This window comes from Cellvibrio mixtus subsp. mixtus J3-8 (assembly GCF_000766945.1).
GTDB classification, from domain to species: Bacteria; Pseudomonadota; Gammaproteobacteria; order Pseudomonadales; family Cellvibrionaceae; genus Cellvibrio; species Cellvibrio mixtus_A.
In genome coordinates this window covers 77,951-94,861 of the sequence record NZ_KN266207.1, presented here as the reverse complement: position 1 = coordinate 94,861, position 16,911 = coordinate 77,951, and the positions used below count along the sequence as shown (strand labels likewise).

General features: G+C 48.0%; 9 protein-coding genes. 4 read left to right on the top strand and 5 right to left on the bottom strand.

Features of this window, described 5'->3' with window-relative positions:
* Window positions 1-78: 78 nt before the first annotated feature.
* Entirely contained in the window at window positions 79-606 is a 528-nt protein-coding gene (locus tag A596_RS05565; protein WP_052417264.1) for a Crp/Fnr family transcriptional regulator, read from the bottom strand.
* Window positions 607-678: 72 nt separating this feature from the next.
* On the opposite strand from A596_RS05565, the gene A596_RS05560 reads away from it, so the two are divergent.
* Together A596_RS05560 and mltF are read left to right on the top strand one after the other, a co-directional pair.
* A complete protein-coding gene (locus A596_RS05560) occupies window positions 679-1,413 on the top strand; it encodes an SDR family oxidoreductase (protein WP_039913176.1) in 735 nt (244 codons plus the stop codon).
* 468 nt (window positions 1,414-1,881) lie between these two features.
* Complete coding sequence (gene mltF, locus A596_RS05550; protein WP_052417263.1) at window positions 1,882-3,393, top strand: membrane-bound lytic murein transglycosylase MltF; 1,512 nt, start codon at window positions 1,882-1,884, stop codon at window positions 3,391-3,393.
* Between the two features lie 194 nt (window positions 3,394-3,587).
* On the opposite strand, the gene A596_RS05545 is transcribed toward mltF, so the two are convergent.
* Window positions 3,588-6,152 (bottom strand): alpha-amylase family glycosyl hydrolase, encoded by a 2,565-nt coding sequence (locus A596_RS05545; RefSeq protein WP_039913172.1) that lies wholly within the window; start codon window positions 6,150-6,152, stop codon window positions 3,588-3,590.
* Between the two features lie 355 nt (window positions 6,153-6,507).
* Between A596_RS05545 and A596_RS05540 the strand changes: the two genes are divergently transcribed.
* Together A596_RS05540 and A596_RS05535 are read left to right on the top strand one after the other, a co-directional pair.
* Complete coding sequence (locus A596_RS05540) at window positions 6,508-7,128, top strand: transglutaminase-like cysteine peptidase (RefSeq protein ID WP_039913170.1); 621 nt, start codon at window positions 6,508-6,510, stop codon at window positions 7,126-7,128.
* Window positions 7,129-7,177: 49 nt separating this feature from the next.
* Window positions 7,178-9,082 carry a bifunctional diguanylate cyclase/phosphodiesterase gene (locus A596_RS05535; RefSeq protein WP_039913169.1) on the top strand — a complete coding sequence of 635 codons (1,905 nt, stop codon included), beginning with the start codon at window positions 7,178-7,180 and terminating at the stop codon, window positions 9,080-9,082.
* Window positions 9,083-9,164: 82 nt separating this feature from the next.
* Here A596_RS05535 and A596_RS05530 read toward each other — a convergent pair whose 3' ends face one another.
* The 3 genes from A596_RS05530 to A596_RS05520 form a co-directional block, all read right to left on the bottom strand.
* Window positions 9,165-9,494 carry a DUF4034 domain-containing protein gene (locus A596_RS05530; RefSeq protein ID WP_039913168.1) on the bottom strand — a complete coding sequence of 110 codons (330 nt, stop codon included), beginning with the start codon at window positions 9,492-9,494 and terminating at the stop codon, window positions 9,165-9,167.
* A 77-nt stretch (window positions 9,495-9,571) separates the two neighbouring features.
* Window positions 9,572-16,258, bottom strand: coding sequence for a retention module-containing protein (locus tag A596_RS21960; protein WP_052417262.1), 6,687 nt, complete (start codon window positions 16,256-16,258; stop codon window positions 9,572-9,574).
* A gap of 191 nt (window positions 16,259-16,449) precedes the next feature.
* Window positions 16,450-16,911, bottom strand: a 462-nt coding sequence (locus tag A596_RS05520; RefSeq protein WP_084128200.1) for a response regulator transcription factor, incomplete at its 5' end; no start/stop codon positions are given.

The window sequence follows — 16,911 nt, the reverse complement described above, 5'->3', positions numbered from 1 at the left end:
AAAAGAGAGGCGCGCATTGTACTGGATTTATACCCTGCCCGAGAGACTTTTTTCCCCGTTAACCCATCTTCCGGGGGCTTAAAAATTGAGCCTTCGACGGATACGGCTCAATGCTACCGGCGTAATTCCCAAATAACGCGCGATGTCCAGCTGTGACAGCCTGGGCACGAGCTCAGCTTCACGCTGGCAAAACAGCAAGTAACGCTCCGCTGCAGATAAACACAAGAATTCATATTCCCGCTGCTCTTTCTTCATTGCCAACGCTAATAAAAATTCATTCAACCACCCCCGGGTATGCGCTGTCGAATCAACACATTGCATCAATTGTGACCTGGAGATTTTCTTAACAATACAATTTTCCAAAGCAATAACAGAAAAACTATTCGATTGATCTGCTACAAGCGCTTGCAAACTTCCAATAACCTGCCCTTCTTTTATGAAGGATTTAATAAATTCCTTTCCATCAAATGTTTCGTAAAACGCCTTCACCAATCCCTGCTCGATAAAAAACAAACTGGCAGGTTCTTGATGCTGGCGAAAGAGATATGCTCCTTTGGGGATTTCTACAGACGAACCCAGGCCAGAAAAATAATCCGAAAATGACATAATTTATTAACCCGGGTTAATGCTGCCAAAACATTATTGCTGTGCAATAAGGAATTTAATTAAGGAGCAATCATGGAAATCGCCAACAAAACTATTTTGATTACCGGTGGAACATCAGGTATCGGGCTTGCAATGGTTAAACAGCTAAGCGCCCATAATGTTGTATTGGTAATAGCCCGGTCTTTAGAAAAAACAACAACCCTGTTCCGGAGCCATACAAATATCCACTGTTATAACTGCGACTTGCTTTCTAACGCTAATATCGCAGAGTGTGTCAAACAGATTGTCTTGGACCACCCGGATATCTCTATTCTTATTAACAACGCAGGGATTCAATATACACCCTGTTTTATAGATGCAGACTTTACGATCAACTCTATCGAGGAAGAAATTCAAGTCAACTTATATGCTCCGCTGATACTGGGTGCAATGTTAATAAATCATTGGCAACAAAAAAATAATAACGCAACGATTGTAAATATTTCTTCTGCACTGGCAATTTTTCCAAAAACAACTGCTGCTGTTTATTGTGCAACTAAAGCGGCACTTCATAGTTTTTCCAGTTCCCTCAGCTATCAACTCGAATCAACCAACATGCGTGTGTGCGAAGTAATTTTACCATTAGTTGATACACCCATGACCGCAGGACGACCAGGCAAAAAAATATCGGCTGATTTTGCGGCGAAAGAAATTATTTTGGGTATTGGTAAACAAAAAAAGAGAATTTATGGGGGGAAAACAAAATGGATTCCTTTACTAGCGCGGGTAAGCCCTGCATTAATTGCAAAAATTTTAAAAAAATATTGAATAGAAACGACGAAGCACGACGAAAAATTTTATTTATGAAAAATAACAAAATTAAAATGCACAAAATTGGCCTTATAACAAAATAATCTGAAATTTTTACGCATTTTTGCGCAGCTTTTTAACAAAAACTTACGATTTCCACCGTTTAAAGGCCCTTTTTTGGGCCAAAAATGGCGGCCAATGTCACATTTTTTAACATTTTTTCGACCGTTCGTCGGCCTTTTCATACCGTCTGAAATCCGCCGAATCCCGCGTCATTACTAGCTTGATCGGAAAAAAGGTCAAAATTTCACCTCGGCGCTAGCCTAATCCTGCTCAGAAAACAAGCTAGGCACAAAAAAAAAGTGGTTATACCATGGCAGCGTATTTGCACGGGTCATTAATGGATTGGATTCGGCATGAATGCGCACACACGAACAGAGAATACCCTTTCGGGCGATGCAGTTCAGACCACCGGAGAAACCCCTTATGGAAATTCGCAAACCATCAGCGTTAGTGATTTTAAAGTCCATAACAACAAGCCTGTTTGCTGGCTTGTTACTCACCGCCAGCAGCGCTTTGCTGGTGCGTAGCACTCCTCCTACCTTATTGGAGCAAGTGCTTGAGTCAGGCGAGTTGCATGTAGTTTCAAGCAATGGTCCTACTACTTATTATGAAGGCCCTACTGGCCTCACAGGGTTCGAATATAGCCTCGTCAAAGGCTTTGCGGATTCGCTCGGCCTGAAATTGGTGCTGGAGAACAGTTCCGATCCGGATGCCATGCTGAACGGCGTGGTTAACCAGCAATTCCATTTTGCTGCTGCCGGTTTAACCGCACAGGAAAGCCGTGGCAAAACGATCAGTTTTGCAGCGCCTTTTATGCAAGTAACCCAGCAACTCGTTTATAACAAACGTTTACCGCAACCGACCAGCATTAGCGATATCAAGGACAAAGAAGTCCTGGTTCTTGCTAGCGAATCTCATAGTGCCCGCGTAAAAGCCTTGCAGGCGGCTTTTCCCGATTTACAGTGGCGCAATGTGATCAATGCCGAACAGATTGATTTGCTGGAAATGGTGAACAGAGGTGAAGCTGATTACGCTGTAGTGGATTCAACCGTCTATTCACTCAACCGCTACTCCTATCCCAAAGCCGAGTTGGCATTTGATGTAAGTGATCCGCAACCTGTTGCCTGGGCGTTCCCGCAAGGATCAGATACCACTTTATTTGATGCAGCCCAGAAATACCTGACCAATATCAAAGCCGACGGTACCCTTGCCCGTTTCACCGAAGAGTTTTTTGAGCGCCATATAGAAGAAGTAACAACTGGTGAAGCCATGTCCTTCACCTATCAGCTGGAGCAACGCCTGCCACAATGGATAGATGGGATGAAAAACGCTGCGGCTGAATTTAATGTGGATTGGCAATTGCTAGCGGCTATTAGTTACCAGGAATCCAATTGGCTGCCCGATGCGGTTTCCCATACCGGTGTTGCCGGTTTGATGATGCTGACCAAAAACACGGCGCGAGCAATGGGCATCAGTGATCGTAAAGATCCCCAACAAAGCATTCGCGGCGGCGCAAAATACCTGAGTATCTTGTTTGAAAAGTTACCCAAGCGCATCCAGGGTGAAGATCGCCTGAACATGGCGCTCGCCGCGTATAACCAGGGGCTTGGACATGTTGAAGATGCTCGCGTGCTGACCCAACGTATGGGCGGCAATCCCAGCAAATGGGACGATGTGCGCAAATATATGCCGCTGCTTTCGAAATACCAGTATTACAGCACAGCCAAACACGGTTATATGCGCGGTTGGGAGCCGGTGAAATTTGTTGATAACGTGCGCAACTACTACAAGATTATTGCGTGGCACCAACAGCAAGAAGAATTTCGTTTAGCCACAGCAAGCAATATTAATCGGCTTTCCGCAAATACACGCACAGCAGAAAAAGAAACCGCGAGTGACGATTTAAACTTACAAGCAATGCCATCGATGTTGTAAATCTGTTTTTTACATTCGAAACAACATTTAAGAAATATTGGCAAAAGAAAATATCGACAAAAAAGGGGCGCTCATTTGAGCGCCCCTTTTTATTTTTTCATACGCTAATAATTAGCAGCGCAATTAATACGATGAAATTACCAGCATGACGAGCTAATTAATTTTGCCAGCCATGAGTTCGCCAAAGTAAACAATTAATGCAAAACCACAACTTCATTCTGCGATAAGTTAAAAGTGCCGCTTCCGCTAGTCACATTCACAACATCAGTTCCCACCACACTTGTGTAAGCAGAATTCGCCAAACATAAATTCGGTACAGTAATAGTGGCTGCTGCACCGCGATTTACCGCCACGACTGCACAATCACTTCCCTCTTGACGCTGGAATACCAGAATATCTGCAGTGGACCACCGCTCAGCATAGGTTCCGCGCTGGATAGCAACACTGTTTTTGCGCAAATTAGCCAGAGCACTGATCAAAGTATACGCCGGGGTAGATTGATTGAAAGAAGGTTGCGGTTCGCGATTGTAAGGATCGTGGCCAATCTGTCCATCGCCATTCGCTGTAAACCAGGTAGAGTTTTGTTCGGTGCCGTAATAAATCGTTGGGACGCCGGGCAATGTCATCACCAATGCCATACCTAAATTCTGGCGCGCATCGGCAAAACTTTTTGTCATTCCTTTCCCATTTCCACGATTGGTAGTACCTGTAGTTTGTAAATAAACACTGGTGCGGGTTGCATCGTGGTTATCGAGGAAAATAGCTTGCTGGTCTTCGAAATTATTCATCGCCCCGGGACGTGAAAGAATATGGCTACTTAAATTTACCATAGTGGTATTTCCTGCAATTGCATTTTCAATTGCATCGCGCAATTTGAAGTCCAGCAATTCAGAACCGCGACGCTCATTCAGGAAACTCATTGATAATGAATCGCCAGCACCCGCGTTATACCACTCACCAAAAATATACGTGTCAGCTTTTTTTGCACGCACAGCAGCGCTGAAACGATTAATAAATGAAGGCTCTATATGTTTAATTGCATCAATACGGAAAGCATCAACACCGTGATCCATCCACTTTAATGCGGCATCAATTAAATATTGATCGGCAATTGAGTTACTACTTGTACCGTGATTGAAATCAGTGAGATTGAATAAACTTTTATTACGGAACGACCAGGGATCATCCCATTCAGTGTTACAGGTGGTTGCCGGATTTGTATCTCCACAATCGGAAATAGCACCATTCGCGTGGTACCAGGTACCTTTACCACTCGCAAAATCCGTCAGGAAAGCACCATCTTTGTACAAAGCACCGAATTCGTATTGGTCATCCTGGTTGGAATGATTAAGTGCGATATCCAATACCAGTTTCATACCGCGCGCTTCCATTTGTGCATCGAGCTCATCAACTAATGCCCAATCACCGAGATGCTCATCAACCGCATAAAAATCGCGTGCCCAATAACCGTGATAGCCCCCCTCATTACCCACATTAATATTATCGACCAGTGGCGTTACCCAAATTGCCGACACACCTAATGATTGCAAATAATCGAGTTTGGAAATTAACCCGGCGATGTCACCACCCCAATACTTTTTCCACTCACTTTGCGCACCGGCAGATTTTACAGTAGAGGTTGCAGCGGAATTACTGCCGTTATCGTTAGCGGTATTGCCATTGGCGAAACGATCCACAAATACAAAATACATGGTGCGTGCACGGAAATCGTCTGCTGTTGCAATGCTGCTGCTCACACTGCTGGTAGATGTTGAAGCCGAAGAAGTTGAACTTGATGTAATTGCACCACAATTTGCGGCCAAATTAGCAGTGATACTTACTAAAGTGCGCGAGCTGGTATTGATAATAATTTTAGTCCATCCATTGGCTGCCTGGTCGGCAGCCGGGAATGCATCTCCCCAACCGCCATTCGGGTCAACTTTGAAACGCGGGCCGCCATTAGCATCACCTGCAGAAAAATTGCGACAAATTTCCAACTGGTTGGTACCACTGGGAGTCGCAAACAAATCACCCTCAGCCCAACCGTTGTGCGTACCGCGCAAATGGAATTGTGTTGATGCAACGCTGGAAGAATTTGTTGTTGATGAAGTAGCTGATGATGTAGATGTGTTAGCCACAGAGCTGGTGGAGGATGCGGAGCTTGATATTGCTGCACCACAATTTGCAGCAAGGTTTTGTTGGGTCGTAATAGCTTTGGTCGATGAATTAAAACTGATTTTTACCCAACCTGTAGCAACCGTATAATCCGCAGCAGGAACTGCATCGCCGCCCCAACCGCCGTTAGGATCTATTTTAAAACGTGGGCCACCGGTAGCATCACCGCCCACAAAATTCTGGCAACTTTCATAAACATCACTGGTGCCAACGCGAGTCAGTAACGTGCCTTCGGCCCAGGAATTAAAAGTACCGCGAAGATGGTAATTAACACTCGCAACGGAAGTGATACTCCAGTGGTTGGTGTCCGTGAAAAACTTAATATTCCAGGTGCCCTGACCTACTGAAATATTAGAACCATTGAGACCGCCAACACCGTAACTTTCGGTCCAATTGCCATAGCGATCAAATTTAATACTGCCCGCCGCAGCAAACACTACATTGGTTAATTCAACCGTATTCGTGCCTGCCGCATTCATGGGGGTCGCTCCCCAACTATTATGTGTGCCGCGCAAATACCAATCAGCTTGTGCTCCCGCTGAGGCCATTAGCAAGAATGGGAGGAGGATGTGTTTGTGTTTCATAATGGTCTTTCCTTTTATGCTTATGTTATTGGAAGGACTATTTGATGAAATAAACTCCAAACTCGCAAAGTGCTGCATACGTATTCAAATTTCATTTATTGGTGAATACGTATGCAACCCATGCCCATTCAAACATGAATAAAATTTCATACGCCAATCAAGATTCAATCGCGCACCAATAAACAGCAGCTATACTGCTATAACATTAACTGCTAAGCATATAACGCAATGAGCTGTTTGATTTATAACACTTTGCTGCGAGTGCAACACTATGTCGTTGTCACACTCTAAACGCTCCGGATTTTTTTCGTTTGCCCGTCCTACTGCCAGGCATTGTTGGATATGCGCGGCGATTATGGTGTTATTGCTTAGTACCCTCGTTGCCTGCGCCAATACCCAAAAAATGAAACGCTTGATGGAAGAGCGTTACGGTGGGGATGGCGTCGCCCTGCTGGAGCGTTGGGATCAGTTGGTCGCCACAGAAAACCAGCGCCCACCTACCGAACAAATTAAACTGGTCAACCAATTCTTTAACAAGAATCTTCGCTACACAGAAGACCTGGTGCTGTGGAAGAAAAGTGATTATTGGGCAACACCACTGGAAACATTAGGCGTACGCGCCGGTGACTGTGATGATTATGCCATCGCCAAATACCTTACCCTGTTGCGAATGGGAATGCCCACCGAAAATTTGCGGTTGATTTATGTCCGTGCCCAGGTAGGCGGAGCTCAAAGCAAAATTTTTCAGGCACATATGGTATTGGGATATTACCCGCAGCCCAATGCCGTGCCATTAATTATGGACAGTTTGGTAAGCTCCATCGAGCCTGCCACCGAACGCCCGGATTTACACCCGGTATTCAGCTTTAACAGCGAAGGACTATGGGTAGGCAACCAACAAACCGCCGCAGATCCTACCGCGCGATTATCACGTTGGCGCGATCTGTTGGCGCGCGTTCAGGAGGAAGGTTTTTAACCATGTTTTCCATAACCTCTTTCATGCATTTGAGTAAAAGGCACAAGCAATGTCACTAATAAAACAATTGTGGATTGGCATCATTACCATGCTGCTACTGGTGTTGGGCGGTAATTTTGCAATCAGTACGCTTACCGCAAAAACCTACCTGGAGGAGCAATTGCGATTAAAAAATATTGATAACGCCAACTCACTGGCGTTATCGATTTCGCAATTACCGGAAAAAGATGCTGTGACATTGGAGTTGTTAATTACAGCCCAGTTTGATTCCGGCCATTATGAATACATTATTTTTCAAGATGCCAACAAGAATCCGATTGTTGCGCGCAATTTTGAAAATGAAAAGATCGACACAGTTCCGGAATGGTTTGCCAAAAAAGTAAAGCTTAATGCAGCCCCCGGGATCGCACAGGTACAAGATGGCTGGCAACAAGCCGGTACATTGATTTTAAAAAGTCATTCGCGTTTCGCCCTGGAAGCCTTATGGAAAAACACACGCAATTTAATTGACTGGTTTGTATTTGTTACTTTGATCAGCGGTGTGATTGGCAGCTTGATCCTGAAATATATTTCGCGCCCACTGGATGTGGTTGTCGATCAAGCGGAGGCCATTAGTGAGCGTCGTTTTATTGTGTCGCAAGAACCTAAAACCAAAGAATTCCAGCGCTTGGTACGCGCGATGAATACACTTTCCACCAGCGTTAAACACATGCTGGAAAAAGAAGCGAGGCAATTGGAGTTACTGCGCCGCGATTCGCAAACAGACCGATTGACCGGCTTGACAAACCGCACCCACTTTTTAAATTTGCTGGAAGTACAACTGACGCGCGAAGATGCTGAAAAGCGCGGTATTCTGGCACTCGCCAGAGTCATGATGTTACAAGAGCTCAACCAGCAGTTAGGGCATAACCAGGTCGACCAATTACTGCGTGCAATTGCCGGTGTATTTGCTGACCTCGCCCAAAAATTTCCTGGCGCCCACGCCGGGCGCTTGAATGGCAGTGACTTCTGTTTACTGATTCCCACCGACACCCCCATTGATATTGTAAGTGCTGATATTTCACAAACATTAAATTTCCAATTGATTGCCGGGGGTTTTGACAAGATTGCCATACCGTTAGCGCTGTGCAGTTTTACCAGCGGCGAAAAATCCAGCCAGGTGATGCATAAACTGGACGGCGCCCTTGCGCAAGCAGAACTTAAAGGTAACCGCGCAGTAGTAGCCCATGACGAGCAACGCGATTATACCCAGCACAACCTCAGTGAATGGCGCAGTGGTATTGAGACGGCACTGGCTGCAGAAGAAATTCGCCTGGCCAGTTTTCCGGTAAAAAATACCGAAGGAAAATTATTGCACCAGGAAACAGCTGCTCGCTTGCGCCTGGATAATGAATACCGCCCTGCCGGTTATTTTATGCCGTGGGCTGTTCGTTTGGGCTTGATGGCAAATATAGATCTGGCAGTCTTAAAACTGGCCCTTAAACAAACGAAGTCCATCCAACAGGATCTCGCTGTCAATATTTCTGCGCTTTCGCTGTGTAATGCCCAGTTTCGCGAGCAAGCAATTTCATTGTTAAGCGAAAACCCACTTGAAGCAAAAAAATTGTGGCTGGAATTCCCGGAAATTTGTGTGTTGCGTCATCTGGAAGAATTACGTGCATTTATTGTTCGTTTACGCGCGTTAGGCTGTAGAGTCGGATTAGAGCATGTCGGATTGGAATTTACCCAATTCAGCAAATTACAGGATATGGGTTTACATTATTTGAAACTGGATGCAGCGATTACGCGCTCAATTGATTCAAACACCAGTAGCCAGAGTTTTGTACAGAGCTTGTGTACCCTTGCGCACTCGCTGGGAATTCAAATTATTGCCGAAGGGGTTAGCAATGATGACGAACAAGTGGTGTTATTGAAAGTTGGTATGGATGGTTTAACCGGAACCCATATTAGTTAATTGAAAAAAAAATCCCGCCAGAGCATATGGCGGGATTTTTTTGAGTAGAAAACACTCATCGAATTATTAATACAACTGTGATTTATAAATGCAGTTGGTCACCATCATCCAGCAAATAAACGCTTTGGCGCTTGCCCCGCAACTCACGGCGGGTAAGCAATTTATTTTGCGCAGCTTCCGGTAAATCCGTAAATCGGATCACGCCTTGCTCCACTAACAAATTCACCACATCTTCCAATACCCGCGCCATAGTCTGGTCAGTTTGTTCCAGCGCTAATTGCTCAGCAGTTTTTTCCCCCTGGATAAATTGCAGCAACTCCGGCGCATCGCCTGCAATTTGCTCGCTAAAATCCTGGCCGGCTTGCTTACTCACGGCAACAACTTCTCCGTTGTGGTTACGCTTTACGTACATACAGCCCCCGCTAAAAAAATCCCGCCGTAACGCGGGATTTTTCCATTCAATTATCACAAGCGATTAATTGCCACTTATTAATCAGTGATCAACTTATTGTTGTTGAGCAACTGGGTAATAATTTGCTGGTCAGTTGTTGCCCCAGAGTATGTGCTTTGGAGGTTTACGCCTTCCAATACAATTTGCTGCGTCTCTGCAGTGCTGGTGTAACTACCGCCAACGCTGTGCGAATCCGCACCAAATCCACCCGTATGGCTGATATGGATAATAGTGTTGCTGCCAGAAACTTCAAAATGGAGATAGTTGGCTAAATTGCCTGCGCCATTAGAAGCACCGACAGATTCACCTTGTAGCAAATCACGCAGGTCTAACACGTCCCCACCGACGCCATTCGTACTCGCTGCTGCGGTGGAAAAATTCTGGATAGTATCGACCGCCGGGGTTCCAGCCGCACCTTGATCGCCCAGTGACCACACGAATACATCCACAAAGTTCTCACCGGCATCGCCACCTTTCAGGAGGTCATTGCCAGAACCACCGGAAATATGATCTGAACCACTGCCAGCGTTGATAGTGTCATTACCGCTGCCACCATTAATAATATCCGAACCGCTGCCTGCACTCAGGTTGTCATCGCCGGCACCGCCGTTAATGATGTTATTGCCATTGCTACCGTTGATGGTGTTATTACCATTGCCGCCCTGGATATATTCATTGGCAGAACTGCCGGTGTAGCTGCCATGTTCAGTAGTGGTGATATCTACTGTGGTGTAGCCCGCCTTCAAGGTTACTACTGACGATACCGACGCCGTAGCGCCGCCATTGACCTCGGTGGATGTGACTTGCACCGTAAGATGGGTTGCGTTGGTGGTGTAAGAGCCCGGCAAATTCAACGTCAGGTTCGGTAAATCCGCCTCAGTGAATTGCCATACACCGCCCCCCAGGTTGACCCCGGCATTGAAGCTCACACCGGTCGGCACATTGCTAATTTTGATAGAAAGCGATTCGGAACCGTCGGTATCCACCAGTTTGGTAGTGATAGGGAATTTCACACTGGTACCACCCGTGCCATGGGCAATCGCCACCAGGGACTTACTGACAACAACTGACGGCGTGCTGGCAGAACCCACAGTGACATTAACTGTCGCCTTGGAGGTAAGCCCTTCCTGATCGGCAACGGTGTAGGTAAAGCGCGCTACACCTTCAAAGCCGGTGGTTGGCGTAAATATGACATGTGAACCCGACAAACTAACAGTACCGTTCACGGCTTCCTGTACACTGGCGATGGTCAATACATAACCTTCAGGGTCAGAATCATTTGCCAGCAATGTTGAAACAGGAATTGAAAGGGTCCCATTTTGCGCCATCAGCGCGGTGTCGTTAACCGCCACCGGTGCATCGTTCACGGGTGTAACTTGCAAATTGACCGTTGCTGTCGCCATGCCGCCCTTGCCATCGGTAATGGTATATGTGAAAGAAGCCGCACCGTTGTAGTTACTTGCCGGCGTAAATACGACATTCCCCCCAACCAGTGCAACGGTGCCGTTAACCGCTCCCTGCACGCTGAGGATACTCAGGGTATCGCCATCTGCATCGGTGTCATTGGCCAACAGGCTGCTGGCAGGAATGGAGAGCGGAATATCTTCCACCACATTCATTATTGCCGCATGATGGCTGGAATAATTTGAGAATGGCTTATAGGTTACACCCGCGTTATCGCTGAGCTCGGCCGAGAATACAGCGTTCCAACCTTGATCCCAATAAACAATCTCCAATGTATGCACGCCACCCGTTGCGATAGTGAATTGGGTGTGTGTAGTGGAGGTCGGAGTTTGGTTAGTGGTGACTTCAGCAACAACTACGCCGTCCACTTTGATTTGATAACCATCGTCCGAGTAAACCTTGAAGTTGTAAGTTCCCGGTGCCAGTTCCACAAAACCGCGCATGCGAATAATTGCATCGGAAGAGCTCGCCGGATCATTAGTCAGGCTCGCCGCATCACTGCCCAAAAAAGTCTGTAAGTTATTACCGAAACCCAAACCATTATTAAAGACATTGCCAACGTTGTAATCGAGACGGGTTGTGGTGAAGGTCGCCGTTGCAGCATGGCTGCTGATAAACGAAAGCACCTGGGCAAGATTATCCAGGTTCGGGCCATCGGTACCCTGGCGGTAGGAATAGTACTCGGAAAATAAGCCATGGTTAACCGCCGAACCGGCGCCGCTATCATCATTCGCAACCGGCGGGGAATTAAGTTTTTGCACAGTTACATTAGTGGTTGCGGTAGCGGTGCTGTGACCATCGCTAATGGTGTAAGTGAACGACGCAGGACCGTGATAACCCGGTGTCGGGGTGAATACTACATTGCCCCCGTCAATTTTGACTGTGCCGTTAACTGCCCCTTGTACGGAAACGAGAGAAAGGGAATCCCCGTCTGTATCGGTATCGTTAGCCAGCAGTTGCGCCGGTGTCAGGGTTAAGGTCGCATTCTGGTTCACACTGGCGGCATCAGCGGCCGCCACCGGGCCATCGTTAGTGCCATTTACAGTGATAACAACACTGGTCGTCGTACCATCGATACTGGCTACAGTGAAGGTTTCGGTTTTGGTTTCACCCTCTTTTAATGCTTGTACCGCCGGCCTGGTATTGTCGAGGGTATATACCCAGGAACCAGACGCGTTAACAGAAAAAGAACCATAAGTACCGGGAACGTTGGTTTGTGCCTGGAAAGCTTGTTCGCCAGCGTCCGGATCGATAATACTCAAGGTACCTGATGCGGTGGTTTGCGCCGGTGTATCCTCTTTCACACTGCCCGTACCAGCCCCCAAAACCGCGGGATCTGCTACCGGATTGACGGTAATGGTTGCTGTGGCTGGTGTTGGATCTTCAAGGCCCAGATTGTCGCGTGCGGCATAATCGAAAGTAGCGGTGCCATTCCAGTTGGCATTGGGCATAAAGTAAACAGGGCCTGTAACCAGATCGCCCGCACTGATGGGGGTAGTCATCAGGGAATCGCTGTACAACACACCATTGGCCGGCAGGGTTTTGATGACGTAACCGGCTACACTGCCATCAACATCAGAACCGGAAAGTGTAATGGTGACCAGGGAATCTTCATTACCTGTACCGACAGCAGCATTGGTTTGTGGAGCATCATTCACCGGCGTCACGTTGATAGTGACAGTGACGGTATTACCGTCCACAGTGCCGTCATTGACCTTGTAAGTAAAGCTGTCATTCGTAGTTTCACTGCCGTTATGGACATAGGTGAATTGACCGTTGGCATTAAGCACCAAAGTACCGTTAGTCGGACCCGTGACAAGAATCGCAGTTAACGTATTGCCGTCTGCATCGCTATCATTGGTCAACACATTCGCACTGGCACCGCTCAGGGTACCGCCTTCACTGACAGTAAAGGTATCCGGGACGGCAACCGGCGCATGGTTTACAGAAGTAACCGTGACCGTCACAGTCGCGGTATTTGATACAGCACCGGCAGGATCACGAACAGTGTAGGTAAAGCTGTCTGTGCCAGAGAAACCGGCATTGGGTGTATAAATGGGGTTGCCGGTAACCGCATCAATCACTACCGAACCGTTTGCCCCCTGGGTTACCGAATTTACAGTGAGAGGATCGCCTTCAGCGTCGGTATCATTGGAGCGAACTGCAACAGTAACAGAGCCATCTTCGAGTACCGTCACAGTGTCATTATTGGCAACCGGGGCATCATTTACCGGTGTTATCTCAATAATGACAGTCACAATATTGCCGTTAGTTGTGCCATCGTTAGCCCTGTAAGTGAAACTGTCACTGGTGGTTTCACTGCCATTGTGGGTATAACTGAAAGTGCCATTGGCATTCAACGTCAGAGTGCCATTGGTTGGACCAGTAACCAGCACCGCGGTCAATGTGTTTCCTTCCGCATCACTGTCATTTGCCAATACGCTGGTTGCACCGGTGATATCCAGTACCGTGGCCGTGCCACCCTCAACGACTTTGATCTTATCCGCAACCGATACCGGCGCGTCATTAACAGGCGCAACATTGATGTTGACGGTAACGGTGTTGCCGTCAACAGTGCCATCGTTAACTTTGTAGGTGAAACTGTCAGTGGTAGTTTCACTGCCGTTATGGACGTAAGTGAACTCACCGTTGGCATGGAAGGTTAAGGTGCCGTTGGCGGGACCGGAAACCAATACAGCAGTCAATGGATCGCCATCGACATCAGAGTCGTTCGCCAACACGCTGGTAGCTCCGCCTCTCAGCGAAGAGATAGTTCCGCCTTCAGCAACATCGATAATATCGGCGCTCGCCACCGGAGCATTATTAGTCGGCAGTACGGCATTAACAGTCACGGTCACCACGGCAGTATCAGTACCGCCATTGCCATCGTCGATGGTGTAAGTGAAATTATCGGTACCCACAAAACCGGCATCGGGTGTGTAAATCGGGTTGCCGGTGACCGCATCAATTATTACAGAGCCGTTGGCGCCCTGGGTCACACCAGTAACTTTCAGGCTATCGCCATCCGGGTCAGTATCATTAGCGCGCACAGCGATAGTCACCGCGGTACCCTCATCGGTACTGGCTGTGTCAGCTGCCGCTGTCGGTGCATGGTTAACAGCGGCCACACCAATGGAAACCAGGCTGGTGGTAGTACCACCCTTACCATCACTGATGGTAACCAAAAAGCTGTCGCTGCCACTGTAACCGGCGTTCGGCGTATAGACGAAAGTGCCGGTGGCTGCATTTAATACGACTGTGCCGTTGGCCGGAGCACCGGATACCAGGAACGATAAAGTATCCCCATCCGCATCACTGGCACTGATGGCACCATTAACAGCGGTATTTTCATTGGTATTGAGGTTCAGGTTGCTTGCCACCGGTGCATCATTCACCGGCGTTACACCAATAGTCACCAGGCTGGTGGTCGTACCACCTTTGCCATCACTGATGGTGACAACAAAAGAATCGCTACCGTTGTAATTCGCATTCGGGGTGTAGGTAAAGCTTCCGGTGCCTGCATTTAGCACTACGCTACCGTTAGCGGGTGAACCGGTTACGGTAAAGCTGAGGGTATCGCCGTCGATATCTGTGGCATTGACCTGGCCGGAAACGGGGATATCTTCTGGTGTAATCAAGCTGACATCGCTGGATACAGGCGCATCATTGACAGGCGTTACACCAATATTGATGCGGCTGGTAACAGTGCCACCATTGCCATCGCTAATGGTGACGACAAAGCTATCGCTGCCGTTGTAATTGGCATTTGGGGTGTACACAAAACCGCCTGTGACCGGGTTCAATGTAACCGTGCCATTCGCAGGTTGGCCAGAAACGATGTACGCCAGGGTATCGCCGTCAACGTCAGTTGCTACCACCTGGCCATTCAGAGGTGTGTCTTCTGCGGTTGTCAGGTTTTGGTCGTTGCTAACCGGGGCATCATTAACTGGCGTTACACCAATATTGATGGTGCTGGAGGTAATACCGCCATTGCCATCGCTAATCGTGACCACAAAACTATCGCTACCGTTGTAGTTCGCGTTAGGGGTATAAACAAATTCACCTGTCGCCGCATTGATGGTGACGGTGCCACTGGTCGGCTGGCCAGAAATGGTATAACCAAGGGTATCGCCATCGACATCAGCCGCGACTACCCGGCCATTAATTGGCGTGTCTTCAGCAGTCACCAGGTTCTGGTCGCTGCTGGTGGGCGCATCATTAACGGGGGTTACACCGATACGCACCGTGCTGGTGGTGGTACCACCCTTACCATCACTCACAGTTACCACAAAACTGTCGCTACCGTTGTAATTCGCATTAGGGGTATAAACGAAACCGCCCGTTGCCGGATTCAGGGTCACGGTACCGTTGGCAGGCTGGCCGGAAATTGTGTACGTCAACGTATCGCCTTCGATGTCGCTGGCGATAACCTGTCCGGCTACTGGCGTGTCTTCATCCGTAGTGAGGTTGACGTCACTAGTAGTGGGCGCATCATTCACGGCCCCAATGTTCAGGTTGATAGTTGTAGTACTTGAATTACCGCGGCTATCGGTCACAGTCACTACAAAACTATCGCTGCCGCTGTAGTTAGGCGCGGGGGTAAAGGTAAATTGACCGGTAACCGGGTCCAGAACTACAACGCCGTTGGTAGCAGGGGTTGTCAGTGTGTAAGTAATGCTATCGCCCTCAATATCCGAGGCGATTACCTGGCCACGAAGGGGTTCATCTTCCGTCGCCGCCAGGGTTTGGTCAGTTACTGATGGTGCGCGATTGATATAAGCCACCGGGTTACCGTCGGTTTGAACAGTCGTGTCGGTGTTGGTCGAGGCATTTTGATAATCAAACGATTGCGGGTCCGTTTGTTCGATGATGCGTGTCAATCGCACAAAATCGTGGGAACCATCGGAAGTGCCACCACCGGATTCACCGGCAGCCGTTTCTTCCAACGCCTCCAAAAGGTCTCCCCCTTGCTCCAAAACAGTCAGGGCTTCTTGCACACTGGCATCATTCAATGCCGCTTCATCAGTATCAGTTGCGGTGTTGTTACTAAAATCGCGGCTCATCGCCACTTCCAGCCCGCCACTCACCTGGATAGGTTCGCCATTACCGAAATCCAGCTGCACCTGGGCGCCCTGGGCAGTTACAAGAACCTCATCCGCATTCAGGGTGCTGCCCACGGTTAAGGGACGCAAGCTGCCATCCGGTGATTTAGCCCAGGCTTGGCCTTGAAGAAACGCAACTGTAGCAACGGCATTACTCATCGATAGACTCCACAGGATGAACGTGAACAAAATCACATTAAAGGTATGATGTGCAGTCTAGTTTGCGAAGATAAATGCGCCATTGGACCAAAGGACAATAAAGAGATTTTTTTTATTGCCTTAAAAGAATAATGAATAGGATGAAGTGAATTTCAATAAAAAAGTTTTAAGCGCCATCTAGCGGCGATCAATTATGTATTCCCCGCCATAACCAGTACCAAATGCAAGCGATCACGCACTTTCAACTTATCGAACGCAGAACCTAGATGGGCTTTTACTGTGCGCTCGGTAATATCCAGTTCACGCGCGACTTCTTTATTGGTTTTGCCAGCAGCAACCAATTCCGCGACAGCAAGCTCACGGCTGGTGAGTTGTGATAAATCCACCCTGGTTCCGTTAACCGGTTTTGCTGGTGTGACAGGTAAAATGCGCGCGGTAGCCAATACCAATTGCCGCATCAAATCTGCACCCAACCACATACCGCCAGCTGCCACCACTTGCGCCACTTGCTCCAATACCATCGGTACCGCCAGGTAATGCACGTAACCACTCGCACCCGCTTCCAACGCCTCGCGCGCCTGCTGCGGGCTTTCCATCAACGTCAGGGCGATAATTTTTTTTCCGCTTTCACCCAGTGTTTGCAATTGCGAAAA